The 15,901-nt window shown below is 62.5% G+C and carries 13 protein-coding genes; 7 read left to right on the top strand and 6 right to left on the bottom strand.

Annotation, left to right across the window (positions count from 1 at the left end; all coding sequences use genetic code 11):
- Positions 1 to 88: 88 nt before the first annotated feature.
- Complete coding sequence (locus F2P44_RS07705) at positions 89 to 955, top strand: LysR family transcriptional regulator (protein ID WP_167086114.1); 867 nt, start codon at positions 89 to 91, stop codon at positions 953 to 955.
- A 123-nt stretch (positions 956 to 1,078) separates the two neighbouring features.
- Here the strand turns inward: F2P44_RS07705 and F2P44_RS07700 are convergent, their stop codons facing one another.
- Complete coding sequence (locus F2P44_RS07700; RefSeq protein ID WP_167086113.1) at positions 1,079 to 1,531, bottom strand: DUF3592 domain-containing protein; 453 nt, start codon at positions 1,529 to 1,531, stop codon at positions 1,079 to 1,081.
- 232 nt (positions 1,532 to 1,763) lie between these two features.
- Here F2P44_RS07700 and F2P44_RS07695 point away from each other — a divergent pair, with 232 nt between their 5' ends.
- Positions 1,764 to 2,873: a hypothetical protein gene (locus F2P44_RS07695; RefSeq protein WP_167086112.1), complete on the top strand. Its 1,110-nt coding sequence runs from the start codon at positions 1,764 to 1,766 to the stop codon at positions 2,871 to 2,873.
- 51 nt (positions 2,874 to 2,924) lie between these two features.
- Here the strand turns inward: F2P44_RS07695 and F2P44_RS07690 are convergent, their stop codons facing one another.
- Positions 2,925 to 3,614 (bottom strand): glutathione S-transferase family protein, encoded by a 690-nt coding sequence (locus F2P44_RS07690; protein WP_167086111.1) that lies wholly within the window; start codon positions 3,612 to 3,614, stop codon positions 2,925 to 2,927.
- Between the two features lie 104 nt (positions 3,615 to 3,718).
- Positions 3,719 to 4,249 (bottom strand): DUF6622 family protein, encoded by a 531-nt coding sequence (locus tag F2P44_RS07685; protein WP_167086110.1) that lies wholly within the window; start codon positions 4,247 to 4,249, stop codon positions 3,719 to 3,721.
- 427 nt (positions 4,250 to 4,676) lie between these two features.
- Between F2P44_RS07685 and F2P44_RS07680 the strand changes: the two genes are divergently transcribed.
- The 3 genes from F2P44_RS07680 to F2P44_RS07670 all read left to right on the top strand — a co-directional run bounded on the left by F2P44_RS07680 (position 4,677) and on the right by F2P44_RS07670 (position 8,739).
- Complete coding sequence (locus F2P44_RS07680) at positions 4,677 to 5,570, top strand: c-type cytochrome (protein WP_167086109.1); 894 nt, start codon at positions 4,677 to 4,679, stop codon at positions 5,568 to 5,570.
- A 141-nt stretch (positions 5,571 to 5,711) separates the two neighbouring features.
- Entirely contained in the window at positions 5,712 to 7,847 is a 2,136-nt protein-coding gene (locus F2P44_RS07675; RefSeq protein WP_167086108.1) for a DNRLRE domain-containing protein, read from the top strand.
- Positions 7,848 to 7,917: 70 nt separating this feature from the next.
- Positions 7,918 to 8,739, top strand: a complete 822-nt coding sequence (locus F2P44_RS07670; RefSeq protein WP_167086107.1) for a tetratricopeptide repeat protein — start codon at positions 7,918 to 7,920, stop codon at positions 8,737 to 8,739.
- Between the two features lie 143 nt (positions 8,740 to 8,882).
- Here the strand turns inward: F2P44_RS07670 and ssb are convergent, their stop codons facing one another.
- Positions 8,883 to 9,389 carry a single-stranded DNA-binding protein gene (gene ssb / locus F2P44_RS07665; RefSeq protein WP_054265190.1) on the bottom strand — a complete coding sequence of 169 codons (507 nt, stop codon included), beginning with the start codon at positions 9,387 to 9,389 and terminating at the stop codon, positions 8,883 to 8,885.
- Between the two features lie 333 nt (positions 9,390 to 9,722).
- On the opposite strand from ssb, the gene uvrA reads away from it, so the two are divergent.
- Both uvrA and F2P44_RS07655 read left to right on the top strand, forming a co-directional pair.
- A complete protein-coding gene (gene uvrA / locus F2P44_RS07660; RefSeq protein ID WP_167086106.1) occupies positions 9,723 to 12,584 on the top strand; it encodes an excinuclease ABC subunit UvrA in 2,862 nt (953 codons plus the stop codon).
- Between the two features lie 9 nt (positions 12,585 to 12,593).
- Positions 12,594 to 13,082: a P-loop NTPase family protein gene (locus F2P44_RS07655; protein WP_167086105.1), complete on the top strand. Its 489-nt coding sequence runs from the start codon at positions 12,594 to 12,596 to the stop codon at positions 13,080 to 13,082.
- A 240-nt stretch (positions 13,083 to 13,322) separates the two neighbouring features.
- On the opposite strand, the gene F2P44_RS07650 is transcribed toward F2P44_RS07655, so the two are convergent.
- Positions 13,323 to 14,699 carry an efflux transporter outer membrane subunit gene (locus tag F2P44_RS07650; protein WP_370662646.1) on the bottom strand — a complete coding sequence of 459 codons (1,377 nt, stop codon included), beginning with the start codon at positions 14,697 to 14,699 and terminating at the stop codon, positions 13,323 to 13,325.
- Positions 14,696 to 15,898, bottom strand: coding sequence for an HlyD family secretion protein (locus F2P44_RS07645; protein WP_167086104.1), 1,203 nt, complete (start codon positions 15,896 to 15,898; stop codon positions 14,696 to 14,698). The genes F2P44_RS07650 and F2P44_RS07645 overlap by 4 nt, the downstream gene beginning before the upstream one ends.
- Between the last annotated feature and the right edge of the window lie 3 nt (positions 15,899 to 15,901).

Genomic DNA, 15,901 nt, shown 5'->3' with positions numbered 1-15,901 from the left:
CCGGTGAGTGGTTTCGGGCTATCATCGGGTAGCGCCACACATCAAACAAGCTGATTTATTTGATGAAATTCATTCGATAATCGAAACCATGACACCAGACCTGAACCTGAACCAGCTGCGCACCTTTGTCGCGGCGGCCGACCACATGAGCTTTGTCGGCGCAGCCGATGCGGTGCACCGTTCGCAGGCGGCGGTGAGCATGCAAATCATGAAGCTCGAAGAGACGGTCGGGCAGGCGCTGTTCGCGCGCCACACGCGCCGCATCGAATTGACGGCGGCGGGCGAACGGCTGCTGCCGTATGCGCGCCAGATGCTCGCGCTCGAGGCACAGGCGCTGGCCGCGCTGCGCACGCAGGAGGTGGTCGGGCGCGTGGTGCTCGGCGCGCCCGACGACTACGTGGCATCCCTGCTGCCGCCGGTGCTGGAGCGCTTCACCAAGCTGTTCGCCAATGTCGAGATCGAGCTGGTCTGCCTGCAAAGCACGCTGCTCAAGCCCCTGCTGCAAAAGGGGCAGATCGACCTGGCGTTCGTGACCCGCGACGACGGCCTGGAAGGCAGCCTGATCCGGCGTGAAGCGATGGTCTGGGTCGGCTCGCAGCGGCACGCGGTGTGGAAAAAAACGCCGCTGCCGGTGGCGCTGTTCGACAAGGGCTGCGTGGCGCGCGCGCACACCCTGGCCGCGCTGGACAAGTGCGGCAGGCCGTACGGCGCGACCTACAGCAGCCCGAGCCTGCTGGGCATCGTGGCGATGGTCGATGCGGGACTGGCGGTGGCGGCCCTGGCCGAATGCAGCATCCCGCCGCACCTGGTGCGGCTGGGCGAAGCGGAGGGCTTGCCGCCGGTCGAGCCGCTCGACGTCGTGCTGATCAGAGGACGCAACAGCAGTTCGCCGGCGGTGGAGTGCCTGGCGGGCGAAATCATGGCGGCATTGCGGCCTGTGCGCGCAGCGGCCTGACGCTGCGCCCGCCCAAGGGGCATCGGCAGACGCGAAAAAGCCAGCCTGGCGAGGCTGGCTTTGATTCCCGTGGGGGCGTAGACCTGACCGATTCGCCTGATCAGGCCGCCTGGCAAGCGATGACTAGCGACGCAGCGAGGGAACGCGGTACAGCAAGACCGCCGTGCCGAGGAGCGCAAGAAAAAAACCAATCATGCCGGCGGTGGTCAGCGCGCTGCCCATGCCTTCGCCGGGATCGCGCTGATCGAATTCAGTCTTGAAGACAGCGTCGGCTGGCTTGTTCGTGGCAAAAGCGATTTGAACAGGCGAGCTGGCCAGTGCCTCGGCTTGCTCGACCGTGTCGAACCAGTGCGAGTCCTTTTTATAGGTAGCTCCAGCGTCTGAATAACTGAAGTTCACCTGATAGGTGACTTTGCCCTTCTTGGTTTTCTTGGTAATGCCTTCCGGCGTCGCCAGGACGTAGACAGGCGATTTGGCGATGGCAGCGTTGGTATTGATTTTTTCAATGTTAAACCATGCTACGGCGCCGAACGCGATCGCAAACACAAGCAGAAAAGTGATAAAAGGCTTCTTCATGATGACTCACGGATAGTATGTAGTTAAAAACGCAACAAGTATCCCATGCCCAATGTAAATATGCTTCTAAAACATTGCACCATCGGGATTTTTGTTACATTATTGCAACATATTTTGCTGCCCCTGTCTGTCTCGTTTGATGAGGCAGCCAATCATCCTTCCGCCACATGCGTGTGCCGTCCCCTGCCGGAGGCGAGCCCATTTTACCTGTCCCGCAAACCACGAATTTACGATGATCACGATCAATGAAAGCCTGTTGCAGGCGACAAATGGCCATGCGCATCCGCTGCGCACCCTCGCATGGTCCGGCTCTCCCATCGTGGATGCCTGTCCGGTCCAGGGAGCGTACGGCCACGTGCTGGTCCTGACCACCGACGGCGCTCTGCACGGGGTCGATCTCGATAGCGGAGCCAGTGTCGAACTGTGCCGGGTGGAACTTCCCGCGCCGCCGCAGGACGCTGACCGCCTGGCGCCCAGCCTGCGGCTGCACGCGTCGTCCGACGGCGTCCATGCCGCGATCGTGGTCGACCGGGGCCAGCATGGCGTGGTGGTGGAGACGCAGTCCGGCGCCATCACCATGCGCCTGGACGGCGGCGACTATCACGCCGAACAAGTGCCCTTCAGCGCGTGTTTTGTCCGTCATGAAGGGCGCAATGTTCTCGTCCACCGCAGCGCCTGGAACCGCCTCGACGCTGCCGATGCGGCGACCGGCAAGTCGCTTACCGAGCGCCACATCGCAGCGTATGAGCCGGGCAAGGATTGCCCGGAGCATTACCACGACTACTTCCACGGACAGGTCCGGCCCAGCCCGGACGGCAGCCGCCTGTTCGATGATGGCTGGGTCTGGCAGCCGGTCTCGATCCCGCTGGCCTGGTCCGTCACCGACTGGCTAGCTTCGAATCCGTGGGAAAGCGAAGACGGCGCCTCGGTCGTGCGTGTGGCCATGCGTGACGACTGGAATACGCCTGCCTGCTGGGTCAGCGAACGCCAGGTCGCGCTGTGGGGCACGGCCGACTGGGACGAGGAGGAATGCGAGGAATCGGGTAAAGGGCCGGGCGTGCGCATCCTGGATGCGACGGTGCAGGCAGCGCCGCCTCCCGAGGCGCGCTGGCCCATGGCCATCGACGCAACGATCGGCGTTCTCGACCTGTTCAGTGACGGCAAGCGCCTGTACGTCGCTGCCGACACAGGGACGAGCGTCTGGGACCTGGCGACGCGCGCGCAGATCAGCGGCCTGCCTGGTTTTACCCCGCGTTTCCATGATGCGGCGCGCGCAACCCTGGTCGCCATCGGGCCGCACACGATCGTCGAGTTTCCGCTGGCGTGGCTGGCTCAGGCGTAGTGGTGTTCCAGCCCGGAGGCCAGGGCGGAACACCCGCGCCCGGCATGCACCTCAGGCCGTGGCCGGGTCGAAGTAGCGGCGAGACAAGCCGCTGCGGCCAGGAAAGAACTTGAAGTAGGGCCGTGCCTGGTCGATGGTAAGCGCTACCGATGGGTGACTCATCAAGCGCTCGACATAGGCCGCCAGGTGGCCATGCTGGGGCGGCAGCGGCACGTAAGCCATGGCATAGAACAAGGCTGGCGCCGCGGCGCAGTCGGCCATGCTGAATGCATCACCGGCGACCCAGGTCCGCCCTTCGAGGTGGCGGCCGATAAAGGCGTAGGCCGACGACAGGCTTTCCCGCGCCTTGGCCACAGCGGGTGCGTCGCGCTCGCCTTCTGGCCGCAGCAGGTCGGCTGTCAGTGCCTGCATCGGCGTCATCACATACAGGTCGAACAGGCGGTCCCACAAACGCACGTCGAGCGCGGCGTCCGGCGCATCCGGGATGAGCGTACGGCCCGGACTGGCATGGTGACGCTGGAGATACTCGATGATGATGCTCGTTTCGGGCACCGGACGCGGCCCGTCCATCAAGAGTGGCATCTTGCCTGTAGGCCAAAGCGCCAGGTGCGCGGCCCGCTCCTCGGGGTCGCCCAGGTTGAGCAGTCGCTTGTCCACCTCGATACCGAGCATATCAATCGCGATCAATACCTTGTGGCAGCAGGACGACAGAGGATGATAGTGAAGCGTGAGCATATTCATGCGTTTGCCTGTGCTTTCCAAAAGTGGAAAGTATGTGCCTGATGCCGCGCCGAGTCAAAAATCCGCTGTTGGGGTCAGCAATGGCGAGGCATCGCCTGGAGCAGTCATGCCGCGGTCGTCGGGTAGCTGCTTGCACGGGCTGGTGCCAGCGATCCCTTCCAGGACGTCAGCTTGCGTGCAAGGCCTCCCAAGAAGTAGCCGTTGAAGACGCCGAACATGAAGCACACCACCGTCGAAAACAGCGCATGGTGGCTGGCCTGCGGCTGGACAACGAGCGTCACGGCCGTGGCGTACTTGGTGCAGAAAATCGCGAGCATCATCGCCAGCGGCACCCAGCTGCCGTGGACGCGCACGCTGCCGGGCGCGGCGCCAGCGCTCACACCTGCGCTGCTGAACTTCCACACCAGCAGCAGCATCATCGCCGCGCCGCTGGCCCAGGCGGACAGCGGAAGGAAGGCGGTACCGAACTTTGCCACGATGTCCTGCAAGGAAAGGGCCAGCATGATGACGGGGATGATGAACAGCTTCCCGACCGCCATCTCGCGGTCGCGCATCGCGACGACGCCGCGATACACCAGCAAGGCGAGGATGGCCCACACGTAGAAAGGGGTGTGGGTCAGGATCTGAATCAGCATGGCAGGCTCCGCAAGGTCGTTAAGTTGATGCCACTTTGCCCGCGACACGCCTACGGAAGGAACATATGCGACGAATCACCGCATACTGGCGCGAAATGCAGCCTGACCGCGCCAGATGCAGAGGCCCCGAACGCCAGTGCAAAGCGCTCGGCTTAGAACGGTTATGCCCAACTAAAAAGTGTTGGTACAAAGCAGCGCATGAGTGAGACTAACAATCGGATCCGCAACTCGACCACGTTGACGGGGTGCGCAAAGGACTGGCCGCTGCCCTCGAGTCCGTATACCATGGGGTCACCCCGTACCTGACGGTGCGGCCGATGTAGACGCCTCCCCATGTCGCGCATCGCACTCGTGCTCGCGTTGTCATCGAGAGGTCATTCTGTATCGGTACTGTCAGTGGTTTCCCGTATTCTTTCCGCATACTCCAATGATCGATAAAGATTTGGCTGCCGCCAGTAGAAAATCTCCGCTGCAAGGCATGGCATCTTCCGCACTCGCATCCATGGCGATCTCGGCATTGCTGCTCTATCTCGGCGTGGTGGCAAACACATCGGCACAGGAAAGCATCCGGCCCGCATACACGGCCGATTTTGTGGCGCAGATGCTCGATTATGTCTCCCGCGACTATGCGCTCGCCGTATTGAACGGAAAAATTATCGACGAAGATGAATACGTCGAACAACTCGTCGTCAGCGGTTCCGCGCTGGAAGTCAGTGAGCAGGTAAAAGCGATCAGCTCACAGCCTGCCATTCGCAGGGATATTGCCAGGCTCATCGAGCTGATCAAGGAAAAAGCGCAGCCCGATGCCATCAAGAAGCAGGCATTGAAAGCGCGTGATGCCATCTACGTAGCAGCCGGAACGGCGACAGCACCCGGCAATTGGCCCAGCCTGACCCATGGAAAACAACTATTCACGGCGCACTGCGCCTCCTGTCACGGCGCAATGGGCAATGGGCGAGGCGTCGCAGCGCAGGCACTGGCTTCGACGCCAATGAATTTTCTCGATTCGGCACGCATGGCGTCCATGTCGCCGTTGTCCGTCTTTACCTCCGCCAAATTGGGAGTTCAAAACACCGCAATGCCAAGCTTTTCTTCCCTGGCAGAGGACGAATTGTGGGCCGTGTCGTTTTATGTACTTTCGCTCAGACCACGCATGGAATTACCCGCCGCAGCCAAGCTTGACCGGACGGCTGCGGATCTGTGGCTGAAGGCAGCTGCCACGCTTCCTGATGAGGAATTGATGCAAACACTACCGGGGTCTTCCAGTGAGCGCCTGAAGTCGCTGGCGCTGCTCAGATCCCATTCCGAAGAGCGCAAGTGAGCCGAATTGGTCGACATGACGACCGCCGCTGCGCCACCAATGAAACGATCACCTGCCCGGCACTTTGTCGTGCGCAGGAACGGAGTCGTCGTCCGGGCATGACCAACGCTGTTCCACCAACCTGGGATATGGAGAAAATAAATGCTACATAATAGAAAGCATGGTGTGTTGAAGTCCTGCGTCGCGCTCCTCGTTCTGTTTTCGTCATCGCTTGCATTCGCAGCCACCGTCGTACGCGGGCCTTACCTTCAAAGCGCAAGCAGCGATAGCATCACTGTGCGCTGGCGTACCGATACCGCTACCGATAGCCGTGTCCACTATGGCACCAGTTCCGGCAGCCTGACGTCTCCCGCATCCAACGCCGCATCCACCACTGAACACGTCGTCAAATTGACCGGCCTCGACCCGAACACGACATATTTCTACAACGTCGGCTCCAGCAGCGCCGTGCAGGCAGGCGACTCCACGTATTTTTTCAAAACCTCGCCGACGGCCGGCACCGCGGTGCCCACCCGTATCTGGGTGATCGGCGATGCAGGCACAGGTTCAGCCGGCCAGGCAGCCGTCTACAACGCCTACCGCAATTACACCGGAAGCAGGTACACGGACTTCTGGATGATGCTCGGCGATAACGCCTACAACAGCGGTACCGATGCCGAATATCAAACCAAGATGTTCAACGTGTACCCGGAGATGATGCGCCAGTCGCCGCTGTGGGCCACGATCGGCAACCACGACGGCGTCAGCGCCGATTCCGCGACGCAGAGCGGGCCCTACTATGACATCCACACCTTTCCGAAAAACGCCGAGGCCGGCGGTGTCGCTTCGGGTACCGAGGCCTATTACTCGTTCAACTATGGCAACATCCACGTCATCGTGCTCGACTCGAACGAGACCAGCCGCTCCACCACAGGCGCGATGATGAACTGGCTGAAAGCCGATCTGGCGAATGTCACCGCGACCTGGTTGATCGCCATCTGGCACCATCCGCCCTACACCAAGGGTTCGCACAATTCGGATACCGAGACCAACATGATCGAGATGCGCCAGAATTTCCTGCCTATCCTGGAAAACTATGGCGTCGACCTTGTTCTTGCGGGACACAGCCATTCGTATGAACGCTCGAAATTCATCGACGGCCACTACGGCCTCTCGAGCAGCTACAACAGCTCGTTTGAAATCAACGGCGGCAGCGGCCGCGTCGATGCTACGGGCGCCTATACAAAAACCGCCAGCCTGCCGCATTCCGGCGCAGTCTATTCCGTGGTCGGCGCATCCGGCCAGGTCAGTGGCGGCCTGTTGAATCATCCCGCCATGTTTTTATCGCTTAACGAATTGGGCTCGATGGTCATTGATGTTTCCAGCCAAACCCTGGACATCAAGTATCTCAACAACAACGGCACCATGCGTGATTATTTCACCATCAGCAAAAGCACCACGCCGCCAGCCATTCCGGCAGCGCCTGGCGGCTTGACGGCAACGGCCGCTTCATCGTCCGCCATTAACGTGACCTGGACCGACAATGCCAATAACGAAACCGGCTTTGATATCGAGCGTTCCACCGACAATGTCAACTGGGCAGCGCTGGCCCCGGTCGGCAGCAACATCCAGTCGTACGGCAACACCGGGCTGGCCGCCAGCACAAGCTACTCTTACCGGGTACGCGCCAAAAACAGTGCCGGCAACTCGGCCTATTCGAATGTGGCCAACGCGACGACGCTCGCTGCCGGCAGCACGACGGTGACGCTCGATCTGCGCGACGGATTGAACGGTTACACCGGCACCCAGGATACCTATGTCGCCAGTGGTGCGACCGGCTCCAGCTTCGGCACCTCTGCCGCCGTGCGCGCTGATGGGTCGGACAGCACCAATGGCGAACTGGTCTCCCTGCTCAAGTGGAGCGTGACCGGCATCCCGAGCACCGCCACTGTCAAGTCGGTTCGTGTGAAGCTACAAACCTTCAACCCGAGCGCTGGCACATACCGGCTCTACGCTCGAACTAGTGCCTGGACCGAAAGCACGGCCACCTGGGCCAACGCCAATGTCGCCGGCAGTCAGGGTACCGAGATCGGCAACTTTGTACCAAGTGTCAATGGACTTCAAACCATCACCCTCAATTCGGCCGGCATCAGCGTGGTGCAGGGCTGGTTGAACGGTACGGTCGCCAATAACGGCCTGACCGTCCGCTCCCCAAGCAGCGACGGCGTCGACTTCCGCGCCAGCGAATATGGCACTGTCTCCCAGCGCCCGACTTTAAGCATTACGTATCAGAACTAATCGGTAACGATTCGCTCGAATGTGGCGGGAGAAAGGTCTCCCGCCCATTTTATTTGTTGAGGATCCCATCATGCAGCTCAATCGGGTGTTATTCGCTCTGCTTTTTTTCACCGGGCAGGCGCTGGCCCATGGCTCCTTGCACAGCCAGATACAAGATCTCAGTGCGACGATGCGGCGGGAAGGAAAAAGTGCACCCTTGCTTGTCAAACGTGGACGGCTTCACATGGAACACGGGAATAACAAGTCCGCAACCGAGGATTTCTCGTCTGCCCTGAAGCTCAATCCTGAGGAGCGATCCGCCTACTATTACTTGGCCGAGCAGGCCTTCAATCAGAAAAGATTTACCGAGGCACGGCGGTACGCGGAAAAATTTCTGGCGATGTTGAAAGGTGAGCCAGGCGCAATCGTGCGAGGCCAAAGTCTATACGGACAGATTCTGCTCGCGCAGGGACAGTATCGTGGCGCCGGGGCGTCGTTCCGCATCGCAGTGGACCAGGCAGCCGAACCCTCGCCTGAGCATTACCTGCACCTTGCCGATGCGCAGAGCAAAGCCGGCGCCACTGCGGAAGCGCACGCTAGTCTGGATGAAGGCATGCAAAAACTCGGGAGGTTGAACGTGCTGCAAAACAAGTCCATTAGCCTGGACATCGAATCAAAAGCATGGGACGACGCCCTGAAACGCCTGGATGCCATGATCATGCAAGGCCAAGGTCTACCTGAGCTGTACCTTCGCAAGGCAAAAATACTGCTCGCTGCCGAGCGCCAATCTACGGCGCAAGAGGCGGTGCAAGTGGGGTTGGCGTCCATCGACCAGATCCCTGCCGCCCGACGTGAGACCCCGGCAATGAAGCAGTTGCGAGCCGAATTGCTTGCACTGCAATCCGAGCACTGAATTGCTTCGCATTTGCCCCGCGCAGATCTTGGGCGGACGGCATGGGATCGGCTTGGCGCCACAAAATATAGTGCTGGTAAAAGAAAAAGCCCTGTAAGTCAGTGACTTACAGGGCTTTGTTTACAGTATCAGCAGACTAGGCGTCAGAACGGAATATCGTCATCCATGTCAGAGAAGTTCGGGGCCGGCTTCGGGGCCGGACGTGCCGCAGGCGCAGGTGGCGCCTGGCGCTGTGGCGCCGGACGGCTCTGCTGCGGCTGCGAATCGTATCCGCCGCCATCATCCATGCCGCCGCCGGCGTCGCCGCCCATGCCCTGGCGTCCGCCCAGCATCTGCATCTGTTCGGCGACGATTTCGGTCGCGTACTTCTCGACGCCATCCTTGTCGGTGTATTTACGGGTCTGCAGACGGCCTTCAACGTAGACCGAGGAACCCTTTTTCAGGTACTGGCCGACGATTTCAGCGAGGCGGCCGAAAAACGAGATGCGGTGCCATTCGGTCAGCTCTTTTTGCTCACCGGTGTTGCGGTCCTTCGACTTGTACGAGGTCGCGACGGCAATGTTGGCGATAGCGTCACCGCTGGGCATGTAGCGGATTTCCGGATCGCGCCCCAAGTTGCCGACGATGATGACTTTATTGACTGATGCCATGTATTACTCCTGTTGAACTGCTGCGGCGTCCCGCAACCCGATGATTTTTCTAGACGAGGATTATACTCCGGCGGGCATCTCCACCGCATCCAAAGTGCGTCCTTCATGCTTCCCTACTGCGTCCTGTCCGCATCCATGGTGCCCTATATTATGCGCCCATCATACGCATGCACACACAAAAATACTGGTATTATATACAGTGAAAATAAGCAAAAACCCTGAGCAACGTCAATACGCTTTTCGCGCAACTGCGGACGCGGCAATCGTCCCCCGCAGACGTCGCTTCTGAAACACGGCTATAGTATGAGCTGACCCGTTTAAGGCACACAACACATGGAACAGATCCGCATTCGCGGCGCACGTACGCACAACCTGAAGAACATCAATCTCGACCTGCCACGCAACAAGCTGATCGTGATCACCGGCCTGTCCGGCTCCGGCAAATCGTCGCTGGCGTTCGACACCTTGTATGCCGAAGGGCAGCGCCGCTATGTCGAATCGCTGTCGGCCTACGCGCGCCAGTTCCTGCAGTTGATGGAAAAGCCCGATGTCGATCTGATCGAAGGCCTGTCCCCGGCCATCTCGATCGAACAGAAGGCCACCTCGCACAATCCGCGTTCCACGGTCGGCACGGTCACCGAGATCCACGATTACCTGCGCCTCCTGTACGCGCGCGTCGGCACGCCCTACTGCATCAACCACCCGGACCACGCGCTGGCCGCGCAGACGGTGTCGCAGATGGTCGACGCGGTGCTGGCCATGCCGGAAGATACCAAGCTGATGATCCTGGCGCCCGTTGTCGCCAACCGCAAGGGCGAACACGGCGACCTGTTCGCGTCGATGCAGGCGCAGGGCTTCGTGCGCTTTCGCATCCAGAGCGGCACCCACGACGCCAAGATCTACGAGATCGACGATCTGCCCAAGCTGAAGAAAACCGAAAAGCACAGCATCGACGTGGTCATCGACCGGGTCAAGGTCAATGCGGAGATCAAGCAGCGCGTGGCCGAAAGCTTCGAGACCGCGCTGCGCCTGGCCGACGGGCGCGCCGTGGTGCTCGAGATGGATCGGGCCGCGGAAGGCGGCGGGGCGGAACACGTCTACTCCAACAAGTTCGCCTGCAACACCTGCGGCTACTCGCTGCAGGAACTCGAACCGCGCCTGTTCTCGTTCAATAATCCGATGGGCGCCTGCCCTGAATGCGATGGCTTGGGCCACATCGAATTTTTCGACCCGCGCCGCATCGTGGCCTTCCCCAACCTGTCGCTCGCCTCGGGCGCGGTGAAGGGCTGGGACCGGCGCAACCAGTTCTACTTCCAGATGCTGTCGAACCTGGCGGCGCACTACGAGTTCGATATCGACATGCCGTTCGAGCAGCTCGACCTGGCCTCGCAGCAGGCCGTGTTGTACGGCTCCGGCAAGACCTCGATCCCGTTCACCTATGTGAACGAGCGCGGTCGCACCGTGATTCGCGAGCATACCTTCGAAGGCGTGGTCACCAACCTGCAGCGGCGCTACCGCGAAACCGATTCGATGGCTGTCAAGGAGGAGCTGGCGAAGTTCATCAACGAGAAGCAGTGCCCGTCGTGCGAAGGCGCGCGCCTGCGCGTGGAAGCGCGCTTCGTCAAGGTCGGCACCGGCAAGCAGCAGCGCGCCATCTACGAGGTCGCGCGCAAACCGCTGCGCGAATGCCTGGAGTTCTTCGAGAAGCTGACCCTCAAGGGCGCCAAGAAAGAGATCGCCGACCGCGTGGTCAAGGAAATCGTCTCGCGCCTGAAGTTCCTCAATAATGTGGGACTGGACTACCTGTCGCTCGACCGCAGCGCCGATACGCTCTCGGGCGGCGAGGCGCAGCGCATCCGCCTGGCCTCGCAGATCGGTTCGGGCCTGACCGGCGTGATGTACGTGCTCGATGAACCGTCGATCGGCCTGCACCAGCGCGACAACGACCGCCTGATCGAAACCCTCAAGCACCTGCGCGACATCGGCAACAGCGTGCTGGTGGTCGAGCATGATGAAGACGCGATCCGCACCGCCGACTACATCGTCGACATGGGTCCGGGCGCCGGCGTGCATGGCGGCGAGATCATCGCCGAAGGCACGCTCAAGGACATCCTCAAGAACAAAAAATCGCTGACCGCGCGCTACCTGAATGGCTCGCTGAAAATCGCGGTGCCCAAGAAGCGCCACGTGGCCGACGCCAACAAGCAAGTGGTGATCACCGGCGCCACCGGCAACAACCTGAAAAAGGTCACCCTCAAGCTGCCGGTCGGCCTGATGACCTGCGTGACGGGCGTTTCCGGTTCCGGCAAATCGTCGCTGGTGAACGACACGCTGTACCCGGCCCTGTCGCGCCACCTGTATGGCTCGCAAACCGAACCGGCACCGCACGACTCCATCAGCGGCCTGGAACACTTCGACAAGGTCATCTCGGTCGACCAGGCGCCGATCGGGCGCACGCCGCGCTCGAACCCGGCCACCTACACCGGCTTGTTCACGCCGATCCGCGACCTGTTCTCGGGCGTGCCGGCGGCCAAGGAGCGCGGCTACAGCGCCGGGCGCTTCTCGTTCAACGTCAAGGGCGGGCGCTGCGAAGCGTGCCAGGGCGATGGCGTGATCAAGGTCGAGATGCACTTCCTGCCGGACGTGTACGTGCCGTGCGACGTCTGCCACGGCAAGCGCTATAACCGCGAAACGCTGGAAGTGCAGTACAAGGGCAAGAACATCACCGAAGTGCTGGGCATGACGGTGGAAGAGGCGCACGAATTCTTCAAGCCGGTGCCGCTGATCGCACGCAAGCTGCAAACCCTGCTCGACGTGGGCCTGGGCTATATCCGCCTCGGCCAGAGCGCAACCACCCTGTCCGGCGGTGAAGCGCAGCGCGTCAAACTGTCGCTTGAACTGTCCAAGCGCGACACCGGGCGCACGCTCTACATCCTGGACGAGCCGACCACCGGCCTGCACTTCCACGATATCGACCTGCTGCTCAAGGTGATCCACCGCCTGCGCGACCAGGGCAACACGCTGGTCATCATCGAACACAATCTCGATGTGGTCAAGACCGCCGACTGGATCGTCGACCTGGGTCCGGAAGGCGGCGCGGGCGGCGGCAGGATCGTCGCCAGCGGCACGCCGGAAGACGTGGCGGCCAATCCGGAGAGCGTCACCGGCAAATACCTGGTGCCGCTGCTGGCGTAAGGAACCGCGATGCGCGTTCTCATCATGGGCAATTCAGGGTCCGGCAAGTCGTGGCGCGCGCGCCAGCTGGCCGGGCTGCACCAGCTGCGCCACCTCGATCTCGACACCATCTACTGGGTGCCGGGAGCGGTGGCGGTGGCGCGGCCGGCCTATGAAGTGCTGGCCGACCTGTACGCCTTCGTGCGCGGCCATGCCGACTGGGTGGTGGAAGGCTGCTACGGCGACTTGATCGAGGCGGCGCTGCCGTTCTGCACCCAGCTGGTGTTCATCAATCCGGGCAAGGATGCCTGCATGGCCAACAACGCGCAGCGGCCGTGGGAGCCGCACAAGTATGCGTCAAAAGAAGAACAGGACAACATGCTGCCCTTCCTGATGGAGTGGGTGGGCAAGTACGATGCGCGCGACGACAACTGCTCGTATGCTTTTCACCGCCGCGTGTACGACGGCTTCCAGGGCGCCAAGCGCGAAGATGCGCCGTCATCGGACGACGCCTCCTGACAAGGCGCAAGCCGCTGTAGCGCTGCCGGGTCCGCTCAGGACACCGGCCGTTCACGCCGGGCCGCAAGCCTAAGCGGGCGCCGGCTCGACGCCGAACACCGCCGCCAGGCTGGGCGCGTCCAGGCTGCGTTGGCACCACTGTTCCAGTTCCGCCTGCGTGGCTTGGCCGATGCATTGCGTTGCCGTCTGCGGCAGGTCGCCGAAGCGCGCCGGACTTGCCGTACAGGCTGAGCTAGCCGGTTACTGCGCGGCGGCGCTCCAGCCGCCGCCCAGTGCGCGGTACAAGGCCACCATATTGTTCACCTGGTTCTGGCGCAGGGTCACCGCGTTGAGCTCGGTCTGGTACAGATTGCGCTGCGCGTCGAGCACCTCCAGATACGATGCATAACCGGCCTGGTAGCGGTCTTTCGCAAAATCCAGGGTGCGCGCGAGGATGTCGCGGCGCTTTTGCGCATGCGCCATCTGCGTTTGCAGGCGCACGACGCCAGCGAGGGCATTTTCCACTTCACTGAACGCTGTCAGGACCACGGCGCGGTAGGCAAACGCCGCCTGGTCGCGCTGCGCCGTTGCCGCGCCCACCTGCGCGTTCAAGCGCCCGGCGGAGAACACGGGCGCCAGCACGCTGCCGCCCAAACTCCACAAGGTGACCGGATCGTAATCGCGCCCGTTGGTGAGCAGGCTGCCGAATTTGGCGCTGATGGTCACGTGCGGCAAAAAATCGGCGCGCCGCACCGACAAGTTGGCGTCGCTCGCCGCCAGCAGCAACTGGCCCTGCGCCACGTCGGGCCGGCGCGCCAGCAGGTCCGATGGAATCGAGGCCGGCGCCGGCAGCACCGGCAAGTCCTGGAAGCGGCGTTCGCGCAGCACCGCGCCCGGCAGCTCGCCCGTCAGCACGCGCAAGCTGTTTTCCTGGCGGCGCACGGCCAGCTCCAGTTCGGGAATGGCTTGCAGCACCGTTTCATTTTCGGCCTGCGCCTGCGTCAGTTGCAGCTGCGAGGTGTAGCCCACGCGCGCCTGGTCCGACGCGAGGCGCAGCGCTTGCGCGCGCGAGGCGGCAGTCGCCCTGGTGATTTGCAGTTGGGCGTCCAGCGCCAGCAAACCCACGTAGGCCTGCGCCGTGCTGGCGACCACCGACAGTGCCACGCCATCGCGTTCGGCCTGGCTGGCCTGGTACTGCAGCGAGGCCGCGCGCGACTGGTCGCGCAGGCGGCCGAACAGATCGAGCTCCCAGCTGGCCTGCAATTCCGGCTGCAGCGAGCGCGAATGGACCATGGCGGCGCCGGCCGGAGCGCGCGCGGAAGCGCCGCCCAGCACGGCGTTCACGGCCGGCAGGGACGCCGACTCGGCCACGGTTACGAGCGCGCGCGCCTGGTCGACCCGGGCCACGGCGGCCAGCACATTGGTGTTGTGCGCGAGGGCCGCTTCCACCAGCTTGGTCAGGGTCGGGTCGCCGAAAGCGCGCCACCATTGCGCATCCACGGTGGCCTGCCCGGCCGGGCTATCGCGCCAGGCATCGGGTACCGTCACTGTCGACAGCGGCGGCGCGGGACGCAAGGCTGGCATGCAGGCACTCAGGCCGCAGGCGGCTCCCGCAACCAGGAACAAACGGCGCCTCACGGCTGCTGCTCCGCCGCGCCGACCGTGTCAACCTTGACGATCACCGACATGCCGGGCCGCAGGCGCCGTGCCAGCTCCTGCCTGGGATCGATGGCGATGCGCACCGGCAGGCGCTGGACCACCTTGGTGAAATTGCCGCTGGCGTTATCGGCGCGCAGCACGGAAAATTCCGAGCCGGTGGCCGGCGCGATCTGTTCGACATGGCCGCTCAAGGCGGCGCCATTGAACGCATCCACCGTGAACGTGGCGCGCTGGCCGATGCGCATTTTCCAGGTCTGGTTTTCCTTGAAATTCGCCACGATCCACATGGTGTCGGGGACCAAAAACAGCAGTTGCGAGCCGGCCGTGACGTACTGGCCCAAACGTACCGACGCTTCGCTCACCTGGCCGTCGCGCGGGGCCTTGACGACGGTATTGGACAAGTCGATTTGCGCCAGCGCCAGCTGCGCTTCGGCCGTCTTGACCTGCGCCTCCAGGCCGCCGCGCGAGACCGTGGTGGCCTTGACAGTTTCTTCGGCGATGGCGATATCGGCCTTGGCCTTGAGGACATTGGCACCGGCCAGCTGGGTCGTCATGCGCACCCGGTCGCGCTCATTGAGCGACACCGATCCCTTGGCTGCCAGTTCCTCGACCCGTCCCAGTTCGGCCGCGGCCCGATTGCGCTCAGCCCGCACCGCCACCAGCGTGGCACGCGCGGCACCGCCACGGGCGCGGTTCTGGGCCTGGGTCTGCGTGAAGTTCTCCAGCGCGGCGATGGCGCCGTCGCGCTGGGCCTCGGCCTGTTCCACGCGCGCCTTGTAGATGCGGTCGTCGATGCGCAGCAGCGGCTGGCCGGCTTTGACGAACTGGAAGTCCTTGACCAGCACGTTGGCCACATAGCCATTGACCTGCGGCGCGAGCACCGTGATCTGGCCGCGCACGTAGCTGTTGTCGGTCTGGACCAGGGTGCTGTTAAAAGGCCCAAGGCGCCACGCCCACATGATCAGCACGATGCCGGCCAGGGCGACGACGGCCATCAGCACCACGGTCCACAGCTTGGGCTTGATGTACTTGGGAGGAGGCGCTTCGGTAACTACCGGCGCCACCGGCACCGCGGCCGGAGGGATGGCAGCGGTGCTGTTGCTGGAGTCGCCCGGCAGCGGCGGGTTGGCCTCGTCGGCGGTGGGTTCGCTGCGCGCAGGAGGAAGTGGATTGGTCATGGT

This window comes from Massilia frigida (assembly GCF_011682175.1).
GTDB lineage: Bacteria > Pseudomonadota > Gammaproteobacteria > Burkholderiales > Burkholderiaceae_D > Telluria_A > Telluria_A frigida.
The sequence above is the reverse complement of the archived record's forward strand: the minus strand, read 5'-3'. Positions and strand labels throughout refer to the sequence as shown.